Source organism: Helicobacter himalayensis (genome assembly GCF_001602095.1).
In the GTDB taxonomy this organism is placed as follows: domain Bacteria; phylum Campylobacterota; class Campylobacteria; order Campylobacterales; family Helicobacteraceae; genus Helicobacter_F; species Helicobacter_F himalayensis.
The window spans coordinates 1,665,868-1,682,267 of the sequence record NZ_CP014991.1 but is presented as its reverse complement, the minus strand read 5'-3'; the positions used below and the strand labels follow the sequence as shown (position 1 = coordinate 1,682,267).

Sequence of the window (16,400 nt, the reverse complement as noted above, 5' to 3'; positions counted from 1 at the left end):
TTATGAGGTTTAAGGCGCGTCATAGCCGTATTCTTTGAAAATCTCCTGTGCTTTTTTATCCAAAATATATTGCGCAAAATCCTTTGCCAGCTTAGAATCTTTTCCGCTTTTTGTAACGATTAAGGACTGCACGATAGGGTTGTAGTATTTCTGCTCGATAATAGTGTAAGTGATATTTTTATCCTCATCTTTTATTACCATTGAAAGCGCACTAAAGCCAACTTCTGCCGCACCCTCTTTGACATAAGTCGTGGCTTGCCCGATAGATTCCCCAAGCACGAGCTTTTTTTCTAACTCTTTTTCTAGCTTCATACTTTTGATATAGCTTTCTGCTGCAACACCATAGGGCGCGAGCTTTGGATTAGGGATAGCAATATGCTTGATTTTAGAATCTTGCAAAATCTTTGCATTGCTTGCATTAAAATCCTTATTCGCGCTAAAAACTACAAGCTTCCCGCGCACATAATCTTGTGGCTTATCCGCGCCAAGCCCATCTTCAAAAACCTTCTGTGGATATCCAGAATCTGCCGCGACAAAAAGTTCTGCTGGCGAGCCATTTTTAATCTGTGCATACGCCTTGCCTGATGAGAGATAGCTAATTTCTATTTCATCATTTTCGTGGCTTTTAAGAAATTCTGCCTTAATGTCTTCTAAAACGAACTTTAAGCTTGCCGCTGCCAAAACGTTGATTTTCTCCGCAAACGCGCTAGAGACAATCAGCGCGCAAATCAATACTATGCGTAACATATACTTTCCTTTCAAGGTGAGAAATTTACAAGTTGAAACTTGAAGCGGAGATTATACTATATTTTTTACTATATAGTTACTTTGGGATAAAAATTTTAAAGAGAAAACTTGCAATAAGGTGTTTTAAGATATTTTTAAGAATTTAGCGTAAAGATTTCTTAAAAGTGGTTTGAGTTTAAACCACTTTTAAATTTAGTGGGAGAGGCTTTAGAGTGTTTGTTCGATAAGATTTTGGATAGGCACTTTAGAGCTTGGCTCAATGAGGCGCTCGCCCACTTCCTGTCCATTTTTGTAGCCAATGAGCGTTGGGATTCTGCGCACACCAAGGGCATCTTTGAGATTTGGTTCAGAATCTATCGAGATAGAATAAATCTCCACCTTTCCACTAAAATCCTTTGCCAAAGAATCTAGCACGGGCTCAATCCTGCGACAATCCGGACACCACGAAGCTCCGAGTACTACGACACTTGAACCATTTTTGATAAGTTCTTCATATTGTGTTGCATTAATTTGCTTTACCATTTTTTACCCTTTGTTCCTTAAATATAAAAGCTCTATTTATAAACAAAAAAGCTAAACATTTGGTAAGGGTGCTTAGTTGGCGAGCTTGTGATACAACGTTTTAAGAAAAGGAATTTTAGCAATAAATCCTTTTAGTTTGCGATAATGCCTTGTGCTGTGGAGTAGATTTGCAATCTCTTGATTTTTATGTTTCCAAGATTCAGGGTGGATAAGATAGGGAGGAATTGACACGGGCTTAAAGCCTTGATTTAAGAGGAGTTCTTGCTTATCTTTATGGATAAAGAGTAAGATATTTTGTTTATACCACCATTCTATATTTTCATTTCCCCAATTTTTTAGACGCAAAATATCAAAACATACAAAATTTTCTTTGGTAAAAAAATCTGCCCAATAAGCTGGTGCTTGTTCATTGACATGGTGCGTGCCACCTTGATAAGGAATTGCTGCGGAAAAAAGTATGATATCAGAGAGTGAGGTGAGAAGTTTTATAAAATTAGACGCGTGCTTTTCATAGAGATGTTCAGCGACTTCTAGACTTTGAGCTAGAGAAAATGGCTTTGCCCCCCCCCATTAGAGATATTACATTTTTCCAAGATTTTTTGCATAAGGATTGGCGCATCACAGTTAAGATCGACTTCTTTATAAGATTCTAAGGGGATATGATAAAGGTTTGAATCTGCTACATTTCCATCAATACCAAAAATTTTTATATCTGGTACAATCTCACTCCACACGCGAAGCCAAGTCCCCATACCACAACCCACATCAATAACGCTTTGCACTTCCCCAAAAAGTTCCTTAACTTGCGGAAGAATCTCTTTTGCAGAAAGATAAGAGCCACTTGCCTGCGCCATATAAAAATTGTCGTCATAGATTTTATGAAGTTGAGATTGTTGCATTTTACACCCCGCAAAAAGTTAAATTTTAAGATAAAAGCCTGAAATTGTAGTGTATTTTAATTTTTATGTAAAGGTTTTTTGTAGCAACTTTGTGTTTATGCTTAGTTAGGACTTAAACTCGCCTTTTTGCTAAAGTTATTTTGCAATTGTGTAAAATCCTGCGTTTGGATAAAAAATAAAAGTGCTTCAACTCCGCGTTGCACGAGAATCTCTACCTTTTGTAATTCATCATTTTTAAAATCCCCAAGCACATAATTGATGATATTTTCCGCGTGTGCGCCCATCTCTCCTACCTCGTTTGTCTTTTTTGGTCTGCCAATACCACAGCGCAGGCGTATGTATTCGCGTCCAAGATGGGAATCTAGCGATTTTAGTCCATTGTGTCCGCCACTGCTCCCGCCTTTTTTCACGCGCATTGCCCCTAGCTCAATATCAAGCTCATCGTGCGCTACCACGATATTTTGCAAAGGGATTTTGTAGAAATTACAAACGCTTGCGACACTTACGCCGGAATTATTCATAAAAGTTTGAGGTTTGAGTAAAAAAACGCGCTCTTGCAAAATATGTTTTTGTGGTTGGGGTTGTGTGGGCGCATTTTGCGTGGATTGTTTGGATTGCAAATTTGCAGATTTTTGAGATTGTGAAAAAGAATATAAAGCCTGCGTTCTTTGCAGAGAAGCAATAAGCGCATTATGCTTTTTATCGAGATTCCATTGCACACCCAGCCTTTGTGTGAGGGAATCTAGCACCATAAATCCGAGGTTATGCCTTGTGTTGGCGTATTTCTGCCCCGGATTTCCAAGTCCGGCAAGAAGTAATGCGCTCATTCTGCGCTATTGTAAATTATTTCGCTTTAATCACACCTACAACAGCGACATTTGGCTTATCTAGCACACTCACACCTTCAATTGGTGTTAAATCGCGCACAAGGATAGAATCGCCCACATCTAAATCGCTTACATCGAATTCATACGCATTTGGGAGCTTTTCAGGGGTGCATTTTATGCTAATGCGCTTTGTAGAGATGAAAAGCACACCTTTATTTTTAAGCCCCTTCGCGCTTCCCTTTGTTTTCACAGGCACTTTAAATTTACTTGCCACGCCTTTTTGGGCTAAAAGTAAATCTACATGCTTGAGTGTGCTTGTCACAGGGTCTTTTTGATATTCTTGCACCACGACATCAAAGGTTTTTGCGCCAATTTTGACTTGAAAAATAAGATTTGGCTTGTTTTTTATCTCCTTGATGAAGTCATTGAGCTTAAACGCACAATGGATATTTTCCTGTCCTTTTCCATAAATGTTGGCAATCAGATAACCATCTTTTCGCAAAGCTTTAGAGTTTGCTTTTGAAATACTCTCTCTAATGATACCTTCTAACATTTTTTTGTCCTTAGATTGTTGGGATTAAAAAGGGCGCGATTTTACATGAAGCTTGCTTAAATTAAGATTTATTTTTACCTACGCTTTATATAATAAGCCCTTTTTGCGATGATAAAAATCCGATTATTGAAGGAAGTAAGAGAAAGATGAAAAAATTAACCGGCTCACAAATGCTTATTGAAGCGCTTGCGTTGGAAAATGTAAAGGTTGTTTTTGGCTATCCCGGCGGGGCGGTGTTACATATTTATGATGAAATTTATAAGCAAAAATATTTTCGTCATATCCTCGTGCGTCACGAGCAAGCAGCACTGCACGCAGCCGACGGCTATGCGCGTGCTAGTGGCGAGGTTGGCGTGGCGATTATCACAAGCGGTCCGGGCTTTACAAATGCTATTACAGGGATTGCCACGGCATATATGGATTCTATTCCTTTGGTTGTGATTAGTGGGCAAGTGCCAATTAGTCAAATCGGCACAGATGCGTTTCAAGAAATTGATGCGGTGGGGATTTCGCGCCCTTGCACGAAGCATAATTACTTAGTAAAAGATATTAAAGAACTTCCTAGAATCTTGAAAGAAGCCTTTTATATCGCACGCAGTGGGCGTCCCGGACCGGTGCTTATTGACTTACCAAAGGATATTAGCGGGATTAGCGGGGATTTTGACTATCCAGATTCTATAAATTTACGCACTTATAAGCCCACGATGAAGGGCAATGCAAAACAGATTGACAAACTCACACAAGCCATAATGAGCGCAAAAAAGCCCTTATTTTATATCGGTGGTGGGGCAGTTTTGAGTGGGGCGAGTGATGAGGTGCGCGCACTTGTGGAGCAAACGCAGATTCCAAGTGTGGAAACGCTAATGGCACGCGGAGTTTTAGGAAATGAGAATCCGCTATTGCTTGGTATGGTTGGTATGCATGGGAATTTCGTGGCAAATATCGCGATGAGTGAGTGTGATTTGCTTATTTGTCTAGGTGCGCGCTTTGATGACCGCGTTACAGGCAAGCTTAGCGTCTTTTGCAAAAATGCCAAAATTGCACATGTGGATATTGATCCTAGCTCGATAGGCAAGATTGTAGAGATTGATTATCCAATTGTTGGGGATTTAAAAAGCGTGGCAAAAGAGCTAAGGCAAAAGCTAGAGGGCTATGATGGTGTGAAAATTAATGCGTGGAATGAGCATCTTAATCTCTGCGCGCAGGAAAATCCGCTATGCTATGAAGATAGCGATAAAGTCATTAAGCCGCAATGGGTGATAGAGACGCTTGGGAAAGAATTTGGCAAGCGTGCAATTATTGCCACAGATGTGGGGCAGCACCAAATGTGGGCGGCGCAGTTTTACCCCTTTAGTTTTGCGCGACAATTTTTGACAAGTGGCGGGCTTGGGACGATGGGCTATGGATTACCAGCAAGTCTTGGTGCGCTTTGTGCGTTACAAGAAAAAGTCGGCGCAAAAACGCCCGCACAATGTGTGATAAATATCACCGGCGATGGTAGTATTTTGATGAATATACAAGAGCTTATGACTTGCGTGGAATCTAAGCTGCCTGTTATTAACATTATCCTTAACAACAACTATTTAGGTATGGTGCGTCAATGGCAGACTTTCTTTTATGACAATCGCTTTGCACACACAGATTTGAGCTCGCAACCAGATTTCATTAAGCTTATAGAATCTTTTGGTGGTATGGGAAGGCGTGTGGAGAAAAAAGAGGAGTTTTTGGACGTATTAAAAGAATGTGTGGATTCTCAAAAAGTGTGCTTTATAGAGGTTTTAGTCGATCGCTATGAAGATGTGTTGCCGATGGTGCCTAATGGTGCGGCGCTTCACGAGATGATTGTGTATAAAAAAAGGAGTTAGCAAAATGACAAAAGAAAAAACAAGCACAAAAACACTCTGCGTGTGCGTTGTTAATGAGCATAGCGTTTTGGCGCGTATTTCTGGGCTTTTTGCAGGACGCGGCTACAATATAGAATCTCTAAGTGTCGCGCCCCTGCCAAATAGCGAGTTTTCGCATATCACCATCACCACAAAAGGCAATCCGCGTGTTTTGGAGCAAATCATCAAGCAGCTTCATAAGCTTATCCCTGTGCTAAGCGTGACGGAGCACGAAAATTTATTTCAAAAAGAAATGGTACTTGTCAAATTGCCTGCAAATGGGAATCTAAGCGATATTCAAACCCTTTGTAACATTTATAATGGCACTATTTCAGAGGTAAATCAAAAGCATATTATTATTACAGCCACAGATACGCCACAACGTATAGAATCTTTCATCAGTGCCATTGAATCTTATAAACCAAAAGAGGTGGTGAAAAGTGGCGCTGTGGCGATTGAGCGCTAAAAATTATCACTAAAGGAGCGTGCAAATGACTTTGGGCGTGAATATCGATCACATTGCCACCCTACGCCAAGCGCGCGCGATAAACGAGCCAAATCCTTTGGAGGCGATTTTCATCATCAAAAATGCCGGCGCGCATCAAATCACAATGCACCTGCGCGAGGATAGACGCCATATACAAGATGATGATGTGCGTGCGGTTATTAGCGCTGCGCCACTGCCGGTAAATGTTGAATGCGCACTGGATTCCCATATTATCGAGCTTTTGTGCGCGTTAAAACCAAATCGCATTACGCTTGTGCCTGAAAAGCGCGAGGAGGTAACCACGGAAGGCGGGCTTAATTTAGAAAAAAACTTTGCAAATATTAAAAATACGCTTGCGGAATTTCACAAGCACAATATTGCCACCTCGCTTTTTATCGAGCCAAATGAGATGATGATAGAATCTGCAAAAGAATTAGGGGCTGGGGCTATCGAGCTTCATACCGGGAAATATGCAAATATTTTTTTAATGCAAACTACCAACCTTTCACGCACAAATGCAAGTATTGCAGAGCTTGAACTTCCACAAGAGGAGTTAAAATCGCTTCTAGATTCTGAAATTTTGCTTTTGCAAAATGCCGCAAAAAAGGCGACAACACTTAATCTTGCTTGCTTTGCAGGGCACGGGCTTAATGCAAATAATCTCGAACCAATTGTGAGAATCAAAGAGATTTCAGAGCTTAATATCGGGCATTCAATCATTGCACGCGCAGTATTTGTGGGATTGGAGCGCGCGATAAAAGATATTTTAGAACAACTGCCAACACCTTAGATATTCCATTAAGATTTTATGATGAAAACCATAGCAATTAGTATCGGTGATATAAATGGCATTAGCGCGCAAATCGCTTTGAGCGCGCATAAGGAGATTTCGCGCTTTTGCAAGCCTATTTATTGCGTGCATAAAGAGCTTTTAGTGCAAGCACAAAAAAAGCTAAAAAATCCGCTTTCTTTGCAAGATTTTTCTTTTAATCCACCAAAAGGCATAGAATCCTTGCCACAAATTAAACCCGGAAAGGTGGATTCTCAAAGTGGGGCGTATAGCTTTGCGAGTTTTTTATGTGCGTGTGATTTGGTGGATTCTAAGGAGGCTTGTGCGCTTGTGAGCTTGCCAATCCACAAAGAATCGTGGGCAAGCGCGCAAATCCCTTTTATCGGGCACACACAAGCCCTAAGTGCGCGCTATAAAAAAGAGGCGATTATGATGTTAGGTTGTGAGCAAATGTTTGTCGCGCTTTTTAGCGACCATATCGCGCTTAGAGCTGTGAGTGAGCATATTTCACTAGAGCCACTCACAAATTTTTTGCTGACATTTGCAAAATGTGTGAATCTAAACGAGCCTTGCGCGGTGCTCGGGCTCAATCCGCATTGTGGGGATAATGGGCTTATGGGAGATGAGGATAAAATCATTTTTCAAGCGGTGAAAAATGCGAACAAAGTGCTTAAAAATGAACTTTTTGTCGGTGCGCTCCCGCCAGATTCTGCGTTTAGTCCGCATAATCGTAAAAAATTTAGGTATTTTGTGAGTATGTATCACGATGTCGGATTAGCACCACTTAAGGCGCTGTATTTTGATGAGAGTATCAATGTAAGTCTTAATCTGCCAATTTTGCGTGCGTCAGTTGATCATGGTGTGGCGTTTGATAAAGCGTATAAAAATCTGCCACTTGATACAAAAAGCTACATAAACGCTCTTAAATACGCAAGTGAGAAAGGTTAAAAGACTTTTGTTTAAAAAGTTGTTTTTTTAGGTAGAATGCGGGTTCTATTTTTTTGAAGATTTTATTTTTGGGGGTTTAAAGTATGAGTTTGACTTTAGGCATTGACATAGGGAGCACAACAGCGAAAGTCGCGCTAATGGATGGCGATGAGATTATCTACAAAAAGTATGAGCGCCATTATTCTAAGGTGCGCGAGAAAAGCATTGAGATTGTGGAGGGCTTGCGCGAGATTATCGGTGAGCGTGAGTTTAAGGTTTCAATTTCTGGTTCGGCTGGATTTGGGATTTGCAAGGCGGTGGGGATTGATTTCGTGCAAGAAGTGTTTGCCACAGCTGAAGCGATAAAATTTCTAGAGCCTGATACAGATTGCGTTATTGAGCTAGGTGGTGAAGATGCGAAGATTCTATTTCTAAGCGGTGGGACAGAAGAGCGAATGAATGGCTCTTGTGCTGGTGGGACAGGTGCATTTATCGACCAAATGGTAACTTTGCTCTCAATTAGCGCGCAGGAATTTGATGAAATTTCTTTGAATGCGGATAAAATCTACCCTGTGGCGTCGCGCTGTGGCGTGTTTGCCAAAACTGATGTGCAACCACTGCTTAATCAAGGTGTGAATAAAAAAGATATTACTGCAAGTATCTTTCAAGCGGTAGTGGATCAAACCATCAGTGGGCTAGCACAAGGGCGCAAAATTGGCGGAAAAGTGATGTTTCTAGGCGGTCCGCTGTTTTTTTACAAAGGCTTACAAAAGCGCTTCCAAGAGAGTTTGAAACTTGATAACGAACACGCGATTTTTCCAGACTACGCGCAGTATTCTGTGTCTATTGGTGTAGCACTTTGCGCGAGGGAAAATGAAAAATCCTACACCTGCGATAGCCTTATTGCAAAACTTGTAGAATCTAAAAATGTTGCGAGTAAAAATAAATACCTTGAGCCGCTTTTTGCAGATTCTAAAGAATATGAAGAATTCCTTGCGCGTCATAAAGATGCAAGCGTGGAGGAGATAAGCATTGATGAAGCTTATGAAGCGGGCGGATTTAAAAAGATAGATTGCTATATTGGTATAGATTGTGGCTCGACAACGACAAAGCTTGTGATAATCGATGATTTCGCGCGCATTTTGTATCAATTCTACAACTCAAATCAAGGCAATCCCGCAAGCGTGATTTTTGAGCAATTAAGCTATATTTATGAAAATTTCGGCGATAAAATCAATATCAAAGGAAGCGCAGTAACAGGCTATGGCGAGGAGCTTATCAAGGCTGGATTTGGGCTAGATTCCGGACTTGTGGAGACAATGGCACACCTTAAAGCCGCGCAACACTTCAATCCGCAAGTAGATTTTATCATTGATATTGGCGGGCAGGATATTAAATGCTTTTATATCAAAAATCAAACCATAGATTCCATTATGTTAAATGAAGCTTGCTCGAGCGGTTGCGGGAGCTTTATAGAGACTTTTGCGCGCTCGATGGGCTATGATGTGGCGAGCTTTTCAAAGCTAGGATTAGAATCTAAAAACCCTGTGGAGCTTGGAAGTCGTTGCACCGTGTTTATGAATAGTTCGGTGAAAGAAGCACAAAAAGAGGGTGCTTGCATTGAAGATATTAGCGCCGGGCTTTCTATGAGTGTGGTAAAAAATGCGATTTATAAAGTTATCCGCGCGCGCGATGCGGACGATTTGGGACAGCAGATTGTCGTGCAGGGCGGGACATTCTATAATGACGCGGTTTTAAGAAGTTTTGAGAAAGAAATTGGGCGTAATGTTATCCGCCCTAAAATTAGCGGGCTTATGGGGGCTTTTGGTGCGGCACTTTACGCACAAGGGCTGCATTTAGCAAAATCTAGCATCATCACACCCGAAGCCTTGCAAGGCTTTGAACATACAGCAACAGCGACGGTCTGCAAGATTTGTGGGAATAACTGCAATCTAACGATAAATAAATTTGGCAACACGCAAGGGGCGAAAAAATTTATCTCTGGCAATCGCTGCGACAAACCGCTAGGCTTTAAGAAAGTCTTGCATTTGCCAAATATGTATGACTATAAGCTCACAAAGCTTAAGAATATGTTTGAATACAAGGATTTTGACAAAGAGCATTGTGTAGTGAAATTTGGCTCGCGTGGGAAAATCGGCATTCCTTTGGGACTCAATATGTATGAGAATCTTCCCTTTTGGCATACACTTTTAAGTGAGCTAGGCTATGAAGTTGTGGTTTCTGATATTACCACGCGTAAAACATTTGCTAAAGGGCAATACAGCATTCCAAGCGACACTGTGTGCTATCCGGCAAAGCTTCAGCATGGACATATAGAAAACCTTATGGATAGGGGTGTGGAAAAGATTTTCTATCCTTGTATGAGCTACAACTTTGAATCTGATGCTAAACACCAAGATACTAGCACGAATAATTACAATTGCCCTGTGGTTGCTTATTATCCGGAATTGCTTAATGCAAATGTCGATAGACTGCGCGAGGTAAAATTCCTCTATCCATATTTTGGCTTGCATAAGAAGGAAGAATTTTTTGCAAAAAGCCTAGATTTTTTCAAAAAAGAATTGGGTGCTAGCAAGGGTGAATTTAGAAAAGCTTTGGATAGGGCGTATGCGTTCCGTGAAATGTGGCTAGATGATATTCAAAGAGAGGGTGAGAAAAACCTTGCTTACATAAAAGAGCATAATCTCAAAGCAATCGTGCTAAGCGGGCGTCCATACCATATCGACCCAGAGATAAATCACGGCATTGATAAGCTTATAAACTCGCTTGGGTTGGTGGTTTTGAGTGAAGATTCTATCTCACATTTGGCTACGGCTAAGGACTTGCAGATTCTCAATCAATGGAGCTACCACTCACGCCTTTATAACGCCGCGGAGTTTGTCTGCGCGCACGATAATATCGAGCTAGTCCAGCTTGTGAGCTTTGGTTGTGGGATAGATTCTATCACCACCGATGAGGTGCGCGCGATTTTAGAATCTCGCGGGAGATTTTACACACAGCTAAAAATTGATGAGATTAGCAACCTTGGCGCGGTAAAAATCAGAATCCGCTCGCTTCTGGGTGCTATGGAAGAAAAAATAAATGGCAAAAGTTCAAAGCTCACGCAAAGCATACTTTTCCACAATACCCACGCGCAAAAAGAAATGCGAAAAATGATGGCTTTGACAAATTAGATTAGTCTTTGCATCATTGTGAGGGCTTTTTAGCCCTAAACAATCCAAAAAAAGCTAAAGAAAATAAATCAAAGAAAGAAATCCAAACTTTGCAATTTAAGGAGAATGTATGACACAAAAAATTACCCCCCAAACACTTGCGCAAAACGCGCAGGATTTAGCCCACGAAGTCGCTAACACAGCGCAGAATGCAAAAGAGCTTGCAAGCGAAGTAGCTAAAAATGCACAAGGTGTAGCTGCGGAAGTCGCTAACACAGCGCTTGAGGTAGCTCAAAGTGCAAAAAATAAAGCAAATCTTGCCCTTTCAAGCGCGCAAAGTGTAGCGAACGAAGTGGCTGAAAGCGTGGCACAAAAAGCTCAAAATGTAGCCCAAAGCGCAAAAGGCGTGGCTAGTGAAGTGGCTTCAAATGTGCAAGGTGTGGCGCAAAATGCAAAAGATTCTGTTCAGGGAGTTGCGGAAAATCTAGTGCGCAAAACTCAAGGAATCGCCCAAAGTGCAAAAGATTCTTTTGTGAATTTTCGCCCAGATTCCCACTCCATTCCAAATAGTGGAAAAACTCCAAGTATCGGCAAGTGGAATGTCGGCTCAAGCACGGATAGCATCTTAAAAACAAATCGCGAGATTACCAAAGTGCCTTTCACAAAAGAGATGAAAGAAACGCATACAATCCTCGTGCCGATGATGCTTCCGATACATTTTAGATTTTTGGTGAATATTTTGCATTTGCATGGATATAAGGCTGAATTGCTCCATAATGAAGGTGCGGGCGTGGTGAATGAGGGCTTGAGAAATGTGCATAATGATACTTGCTACCCTGCACTTCTTGTGATAGGGCAGATGATTGACGCGCTCAAAAGTGGCAAATGGGATTTAAATAAGGTCGCGCTTCTCATCACGCAAACCGGTGGGGGCTGCCGCGCGAGTAACTATATCCATCTTTTGCGTAAAGCGCTGAATAAAGCGGGCTTTGGCGAGATTCCTGTGATTTCGCTAAACTTTAGCGGGTTAGAAACTGATCAGGGCTTTAGCGTCACGCGTCCAATGCTCCAAAATTTCCTTTCAGCTATCGTTTATGGTGATTTATTGATGCATATTTCAAATCAATGCAAATCCTATGAGCTCAACAAAGGCGATACAGAGGCAAAAATTGCTAAATGGGTAGAGCGAATCACCACGCCGGGAACAAACACAGGGCTTACAAGCTATAAAGCGCTTAAAAAAGATATGAAAGAGATTTTAGATGATTTTGCAAGCATTCCACGAAGCACGGAAAAAAAGGTGCAGGTGGGGATTGTGGGCGAAATTTATATCAAATTCTCGCCATTAGGGAATAATAACCTCGAGGATTTCTTGTTGAGTGAGAATTGCGAAGTGGTAATCCCGGGATTTTTAGATTTTTGCTTATATTGCATCAATGATAGTATTGTGGAAAATAAAATGTATGGTGGCAAGTGGCTTACAAGAATGATTTATCGCGTGGTGTTTGAATACTTCTGCGGAAAACAAAAAGATATGATAAAAACGATCCAAAAACACGGAGTTTTCCGCGCACCAAGTCCGTTTAAACACACAAAATCACTTGCTGATGGCTATGTGAGCGAGGCGATGAATATGGGAGAGGGCTGGCTACTCACTGCTGAAATGCTAGAGCTCATCGAGCAGGGCGTAAATAATGTCGTCTGCACACAGCCTTTTGGTTGCCTGCCAAATCACATTGTTGGACGCGGTATGATGAAGGTGATAAAAGAGAAAAATCCGCAAAGCAACATTGTCTCAATTGACTACGATCCAAGTGCTACGCGAGTAAATCAAGAGAATCGTATAAAATTGATGCTAAGTAATGCACGCAAGGAACTAGCCTAAATTTATAAAAAGCGCGTTGTCTCTTGCGCGCTTCCACTTAAAATCGTGTTTTTGAAAATGCCTCATCTTTGCGAACATACATTTGAGGAATTAAAGCCTTTTTTACTTAAAGCACGCTACAATATCGCGAATCACCCACCCTTTTTTTTTGATACAAGGAGCTTTCATATGAGACTAAAAGCACAGCATGCGCCCTACATTGCAAATAAGATCGGTCTAGACTTGGCAAATGCAAATTTTATCACGCTCAATTCTTCAGTAGAATCTGTAAGCAAAATCACGCTTGATTGTTTGATGGAAAATATCCAAAAAGAGCGTGCGATTGATGAAAAAGTGCGCGATTTGCTCGAAGAGTATGTTAATGAAATCGAGGACTATCGTATGGACGAGCGATCAATATTTCGTATGTTTAAAAAACAAATTGCTGATGAGGAGGATTTCATACTCAATTGGGACGAGCGTTGCAGTGATTTGTCGCATAGGATTCTCACGCAAATGCTGCAAAAACATATGCTTACTTTTAAGGTTTCAGAAGTGATTGTCAAAAATACCATTTACAAGGCTATCAATGACTATTCTAAAATCTATGAGAAGAGCGAAGAGGCTGTTAATGAGTGTCTAAAAAAATACAAAAGAAAGCTTGTGTATGGAAGTGATGAATATGAGATTGTTTTTAACAAACTTTATGAAGAAGAACTACGCAAGCGAGGGCTCGCATAATGACACAGCAAGCAGATTCTAAAAACACGCAATCATTGCCAGCGCTCAAAGACATTTTTCTTTATTTTGAAAATGGCGTGTTTTTGCAGGCGCTAAGCTTTGGGGCGGAAGGAAGTGCGATTGGCGAGGTGGTATTTAATACCTCGCTTTGCGGGTATGAGGAGATTATCACAGATCCGAGCTATGCGGGGCAGTTCATCACTTTTTGTATGCCAGAGATTGGCATTGTGGGTGTGAATGAGCAAGACAAAGAGAGTAGGGAGATTTTTTGCAAAGGCGTGATTGTTTCGCAGTATAATAATTTTTACTCAAATTTCCGCGCGCAAGGCGATTTAAGCACACTTTTGAAAAAGCATAATATCATAGGCATTTGCAATCTTGATACGCGCGCGCTTGTCAAAATGCTTCGCACGCAAGGTTCTATGATGATGATAGCTAGCACGGAGAGAAGCGACAAGGAAACTTTAGAGACTTTGCTTAAATCCTCACCTTCTATTAGCGAACAAAATCTTATCCCTGAAGTCTCAACCAAAAAGCCCTATATCCACAAGGATGGTGTGTTTAGCTTTGAATCTATGGATTATGAGCGCATAGATTCCACAAAACGCAAAAAGATTCTAGCCATTGATTTTGGTATAAAACGTAATATTTTAAATGAGCTCACAAGTGTTGGGCTTGAAGTGGAAGTAATCCCGCACACTTTTAGTGCGGATTCTGTATTGAAGCGCTTTGAAAGCAAGGAAATCGGCGGTGTGTTTCTCTCAAATGGTCCGGGTGATCCGCTTATGTTAGAAAATGAAATCGCTCAAATTCGCGCGCTTATAGATTTTCAAATCCCACTTTTTGGAATCTGCCTAGGACATCAGCTTTTAGCAATCGCACACGGCTTTAACACCTATAAGCTAAAATTTGGACATCACGGCGCAAATCACCCGGTGAAAAACACGCTCACAGGTGAAGTGGAAATCACCTCACAAAACCACAATTATTCCGTGCCAGATTCCATAGAATCTATTGCTGAGGTTACGCATAGAAATCTTTTTGATGGGACGATTGAGGGCGTGCGCTATTGTAACAAGTCAATTTTTTCCCTCCAGCATCACCCAGAATCAAGCCCGGGACCAAAAGAAGCGCGCAGTGTATTTGCAGAGTTTGCAAAAGCTGTGTGTGAAACACGTTAAACGCACGATACAAACGCACACCACAAAGATTTTTGTAGATTGTTTTTTTGGGGCATAACGGTGTGCGATTTTTAGGTGATTTTTTGGATTGATTTTTGCTTTTCGTCTTAAAGGAATGAAACATTTTGCAATAAAGGTTTTGTATGGATCTAACGACCCTTTTGGGCATTCTTATGTCTGTTACAAGTATTTCTGTCGGGGATATTTTAGAAGGTGGGGATCCACGGCAGGTGATACATTTAAGCTCGGTTATGATTGTGATACCAACTGCGATGTTTTCAGGTATGACAGCCACGCACGGCGCATATGTCAAAGGTGCATTTAAAGAGTTTAAAATGGTTTTTATGGGTTCAAAGATTAACCTTAATGAAACCATTCGCCAGCTTGTTGAACTCTCCACTCTTGCGCGTAAAGATGGCGTGCTTTCACTCGAAGGGCGCGCAGCACAGATTGAAGATGATTTTTTACGCAAGGCAATTAGTATGATTGTCGATGGTAGGGAAGCTGAGGCAGTGCGCGAGGATATGGAAATACAAATTGAAGTTTTAGAGGAGTATTACCACGGAAGCGGGCATTATTGGGTGCTAGTTGGGGAATCTTGCCCAACATTTGGGCTTGTTGGCGCGGTTATGGGGCTTATGCTCGCACTTCAGCTCCTTGATGACCCAAAGGCTATGGCGGCTGGTATTTCTGGGGCATTTACAGCGACGGTTACGGGGATTTTTGGTGCATATGCGTTCTTTGGTCCGTGCGGGCATAAGTTACTAGCAAAAAGCAAGGATATTATCCAAGAAAAAGTCCTTATTGTCGAAGGTGTCGTAAGTATCGCAAATGGTGACAACCCGCGCAACCTTGAAGAAAAGCTACTAGGCTTTATCAAGCCCGGCGAGCCTAGAATCTCACAATTTGAATAAGACACGCAAATGGCAAAAAAGAAAAAATGCCCCGAATGCCCCGCAGGCGAAAAATGGGCTGTGCCTTATGCGGATTTTCTTTCGCTTTTGCTCGCGCTTTTTATCGCACTTTGGGCGATTTCATCATCTGATAGCGAAAAGGTGCGCGCGCTCAAAGAAGAGCTTATCAAAATCTTTGATTATCCTGTGGCAATGCCCCTGCCTTCACCTGTGGATCAAGATGTTGGGAATTATGAAGGTAATGACGCTGAAGACTCCTCCTCTGCTGCAAGCACGAGTGCAGAAAGTGCTATTTCTTCGGATATTATCAATGATATAGGTGGCGTGCTAGAGCAAATGGATTCTGGAAGTGTGTTGCGCCTGCCTGATAGGATTCTCTTTAGAGCTGGCGAGTTTGAAATCACAAATAGCGATACTTTCACCTATCTTGATAGACTTACAACAATCATCAAAAAATACCCAAATTATGTGCATCTTGACATACGAGGCTACACTGATGATTCCACCCCACCATCACGTTTTAGGGATAATTATGAATTTTCAAGCGCACGCGCGGTAAGTGTGGCGCGCGAACTGATACAAAAAGGCGTAGAAGCACACAGAATCTCTGTCTCTGGCTATGGCTCTTATGGTAATGTCGCACCAAATGACACACCAGAACAGCGCGCGCAAAATAACCGCGTGGAAATTTATTTCTTTGTAAGCAAGGTTAATAGCCCTAAAGTCAAGTCTATGCTTGAGCGCCAAGGCGAAAATTAGCACAAATATCAAGGCGATTTTAGAATCTTGCTTGGTGTCTAAATTGAGAGAGGAAAATTAGCGCTAAATTTATGGATTTAAAATACAAAAAGTTATACAATCGTGCCATTACACAAACAACACTCAAATGACC

At 41.5% G+C, this 16,400-nt stretch carries 15 protein-coding genes; 10 read left to right on the top strand and 5 right to left on the bottom strand.

Going from position 1 to position 16,400, the window contains the following annotated elements; all coding sequences use genetic code 11:
- Positions 1-9: 9 nt before the first annotated feature.
- From modA to A3217_RS07985, 5 genes are all read right to left on the bottom strand, one after another.
- Positions 10-747 carry a molybdate ABC transporter substrate-binding protein gene (gene modA, locus A3217_RS08005; RefSeq protein ID WP_231860232.1) on the bottom strand — a complete coding sequence of 246 codons (738 nt, stop codon included), beginning with the start codon at positions 745-747 and terminating at the stop codon, positions 10-12.
- Positions 748-954: 207 nt separating this feature from the next.
- Complete coding sequence (locus A3217_RS08000; protein WP_066389416.1) at positions 955-1,269, bottom strand: thioredoxin family protein; 315 nt, start codon at positions 1,267-1,269, stop codon at positions 955-957.
- A 542-nt stretch (positions 1,270-1,811) separates the two neighbouring features.
- Positions 1,812-2,168: a class I SAM-dependent methyltransferase gene (locus tag A3217_RS09125; protein ID WP_156471900.1), complete on the bottom strand. Its 357-nt coding sequence runs from the start codon at positions 2,166-2,168 to the stop codon at positions 1,812-1,814.
- A 101-nt stretch (positions 2,169-2,269) separates the two neighbouring features.
- A complete protein-coding gene (pth, locus tag A3217_RS07990) occupies positions 2,270-2,995 on the bottom strand; it encodes an aminoacyl-tRNA hydrolase (RefSeq protein ID WP_082807923.1) in 726 nt (241 codons plus the stop codon).
- Between the two features lie 16 nt (positions 2,996-3,011).
- Entirely contained in the window at positions 3,012-3,548 is a 537-nt protein-coding gene (locus tag A3217_RS07985) for a 50S ribosomal protein L25/general stress protein Ctc (RefSeq protein ID WP_066389414.1), read from the bottom strand.
- 146 nt (positions 3,549-3,694) lie between these two features.
- Between A3217_RS07985 and A3217_RS07980 the strand changes: the two genes are divergently transcribed.
- From A3217_RS07980 to motB, 10 genes are all read left to right on the top strand, one after another.
- On the top strand, positions 3,695-5,413 hold the full coding sequence (locus A3217_RS07980) for an acetolactate synthase large subunit (protein WP_066389413.1): 1,719 nt from the start codon (positions 3,695-3,697) through the stop codon (positions 5,411-5,413).
- Between the two features lie 4 nt (positions 5,414-5,417).
- Entirely contained in the window at positions 5,418-5,897 is a 480-nt protein-coding gene (ilvN, locus tag A3217_RS07975) for an acetolactate synthase small subunit (protein WP_066389408.1), read from the top strand.
- Between the two features lie 25 nt (positions 5,898-5,922).
- Positions 5,923-6,708 (top strand): pyridoxine 5'-phosphate synthase, encoded by a 786-nt coding sequence (locus A3217_RS07970; protein ID WP_066389404.1) that lies wholly within the window; start codon positions 5,923-5,925, stop codon positions 6,706-6,708.
- A gap of 21 nt (positions 6,709-6,729) precedes the next feature.
- Complete coding sequence (gene pdxA / locus A3217_RS07965) at positions 6,730-7,656, top strand: 4-hydroxythreonine-4-phosphate dehydrogenase (RefSeq protein WP_082807922.1); 927 nt, start codon at positions 6,730-6,732, stop codon at positions 7,654-7,656.
- A gap of 83 nt (positions 7,657-7,739) precedes the next feature.
- Positions 7,740-10,829 (top strand): acyl-CoA dehydratase activase, encoded by a 3,090-nt coding sequence (locus A3217_RS07960; protein ID WP_082807921.1) that lies wholly within the window; start codon positions 7,740-7,742, stop codon positions 10,827-10,829.
- Between the two features lie 109 nt (positions 10,830-10,938).
- Entirely contained in the window at positions 10,939-12,693 is a 1,755-nt protein-coding gene (locus A3217_RS07955) for a 2-hydroxyacyl-CoA dehydratase (protein ID WP_231860231.1), read from the top strand.
- Between the two features lie 168 nt (positions 12,694-12,861).
- Positions 12,862-13,413 carry a DUF507 family protein gene (locus A3217_RS07950; protein WP_066389402.1) on the top strand — a complete coding sequence of 184 codons (552 nt, stop codon included), beginning with the start codon at positions 12,862-12,864 and terminating at the stop codon, positions 13,411-13,413.
- A complete protein-coding gene (gene carA, locus A3217_RS07945) occupies positions 13,413-14,594 on the top strand; it encodes a glutamine-hydrolyzing carbamoyl-phosphate synthase small subunit (protein ID WP_066389400.1) in 1,182 nt (393 codons plus the stop codon). The genes A3217_RS07950 and carA overlap by 1 nt, the downstream gene beginning before the upstream one ends.
- 143 nt (positions 14,595-14,737) lie before the next feature.
- Entirely contained in the window at positions 14,738-15,508 is a 771-nt protein-coding gene (gene motA / locus A3217_RS07940; RefSeq protein WP_066389399.1) for a flagellar motor stator protein MotA, read from the top strand.
- Between the two features lie 9 nt (positions 15,509-15,517).
- On the top strand, positions 15,518-16,267 hold the full coding sequence (motB, locus tag A3217_RS07935) for a flagellar motor protein MotB (protein ID WP_066389398.1): 750 nt from the start codon (positions 15,518-15,520) through the stop codon (positions 16,265-16,267).
- Positions 16,268-16,400: the final 133 nt, after the last annotated feature.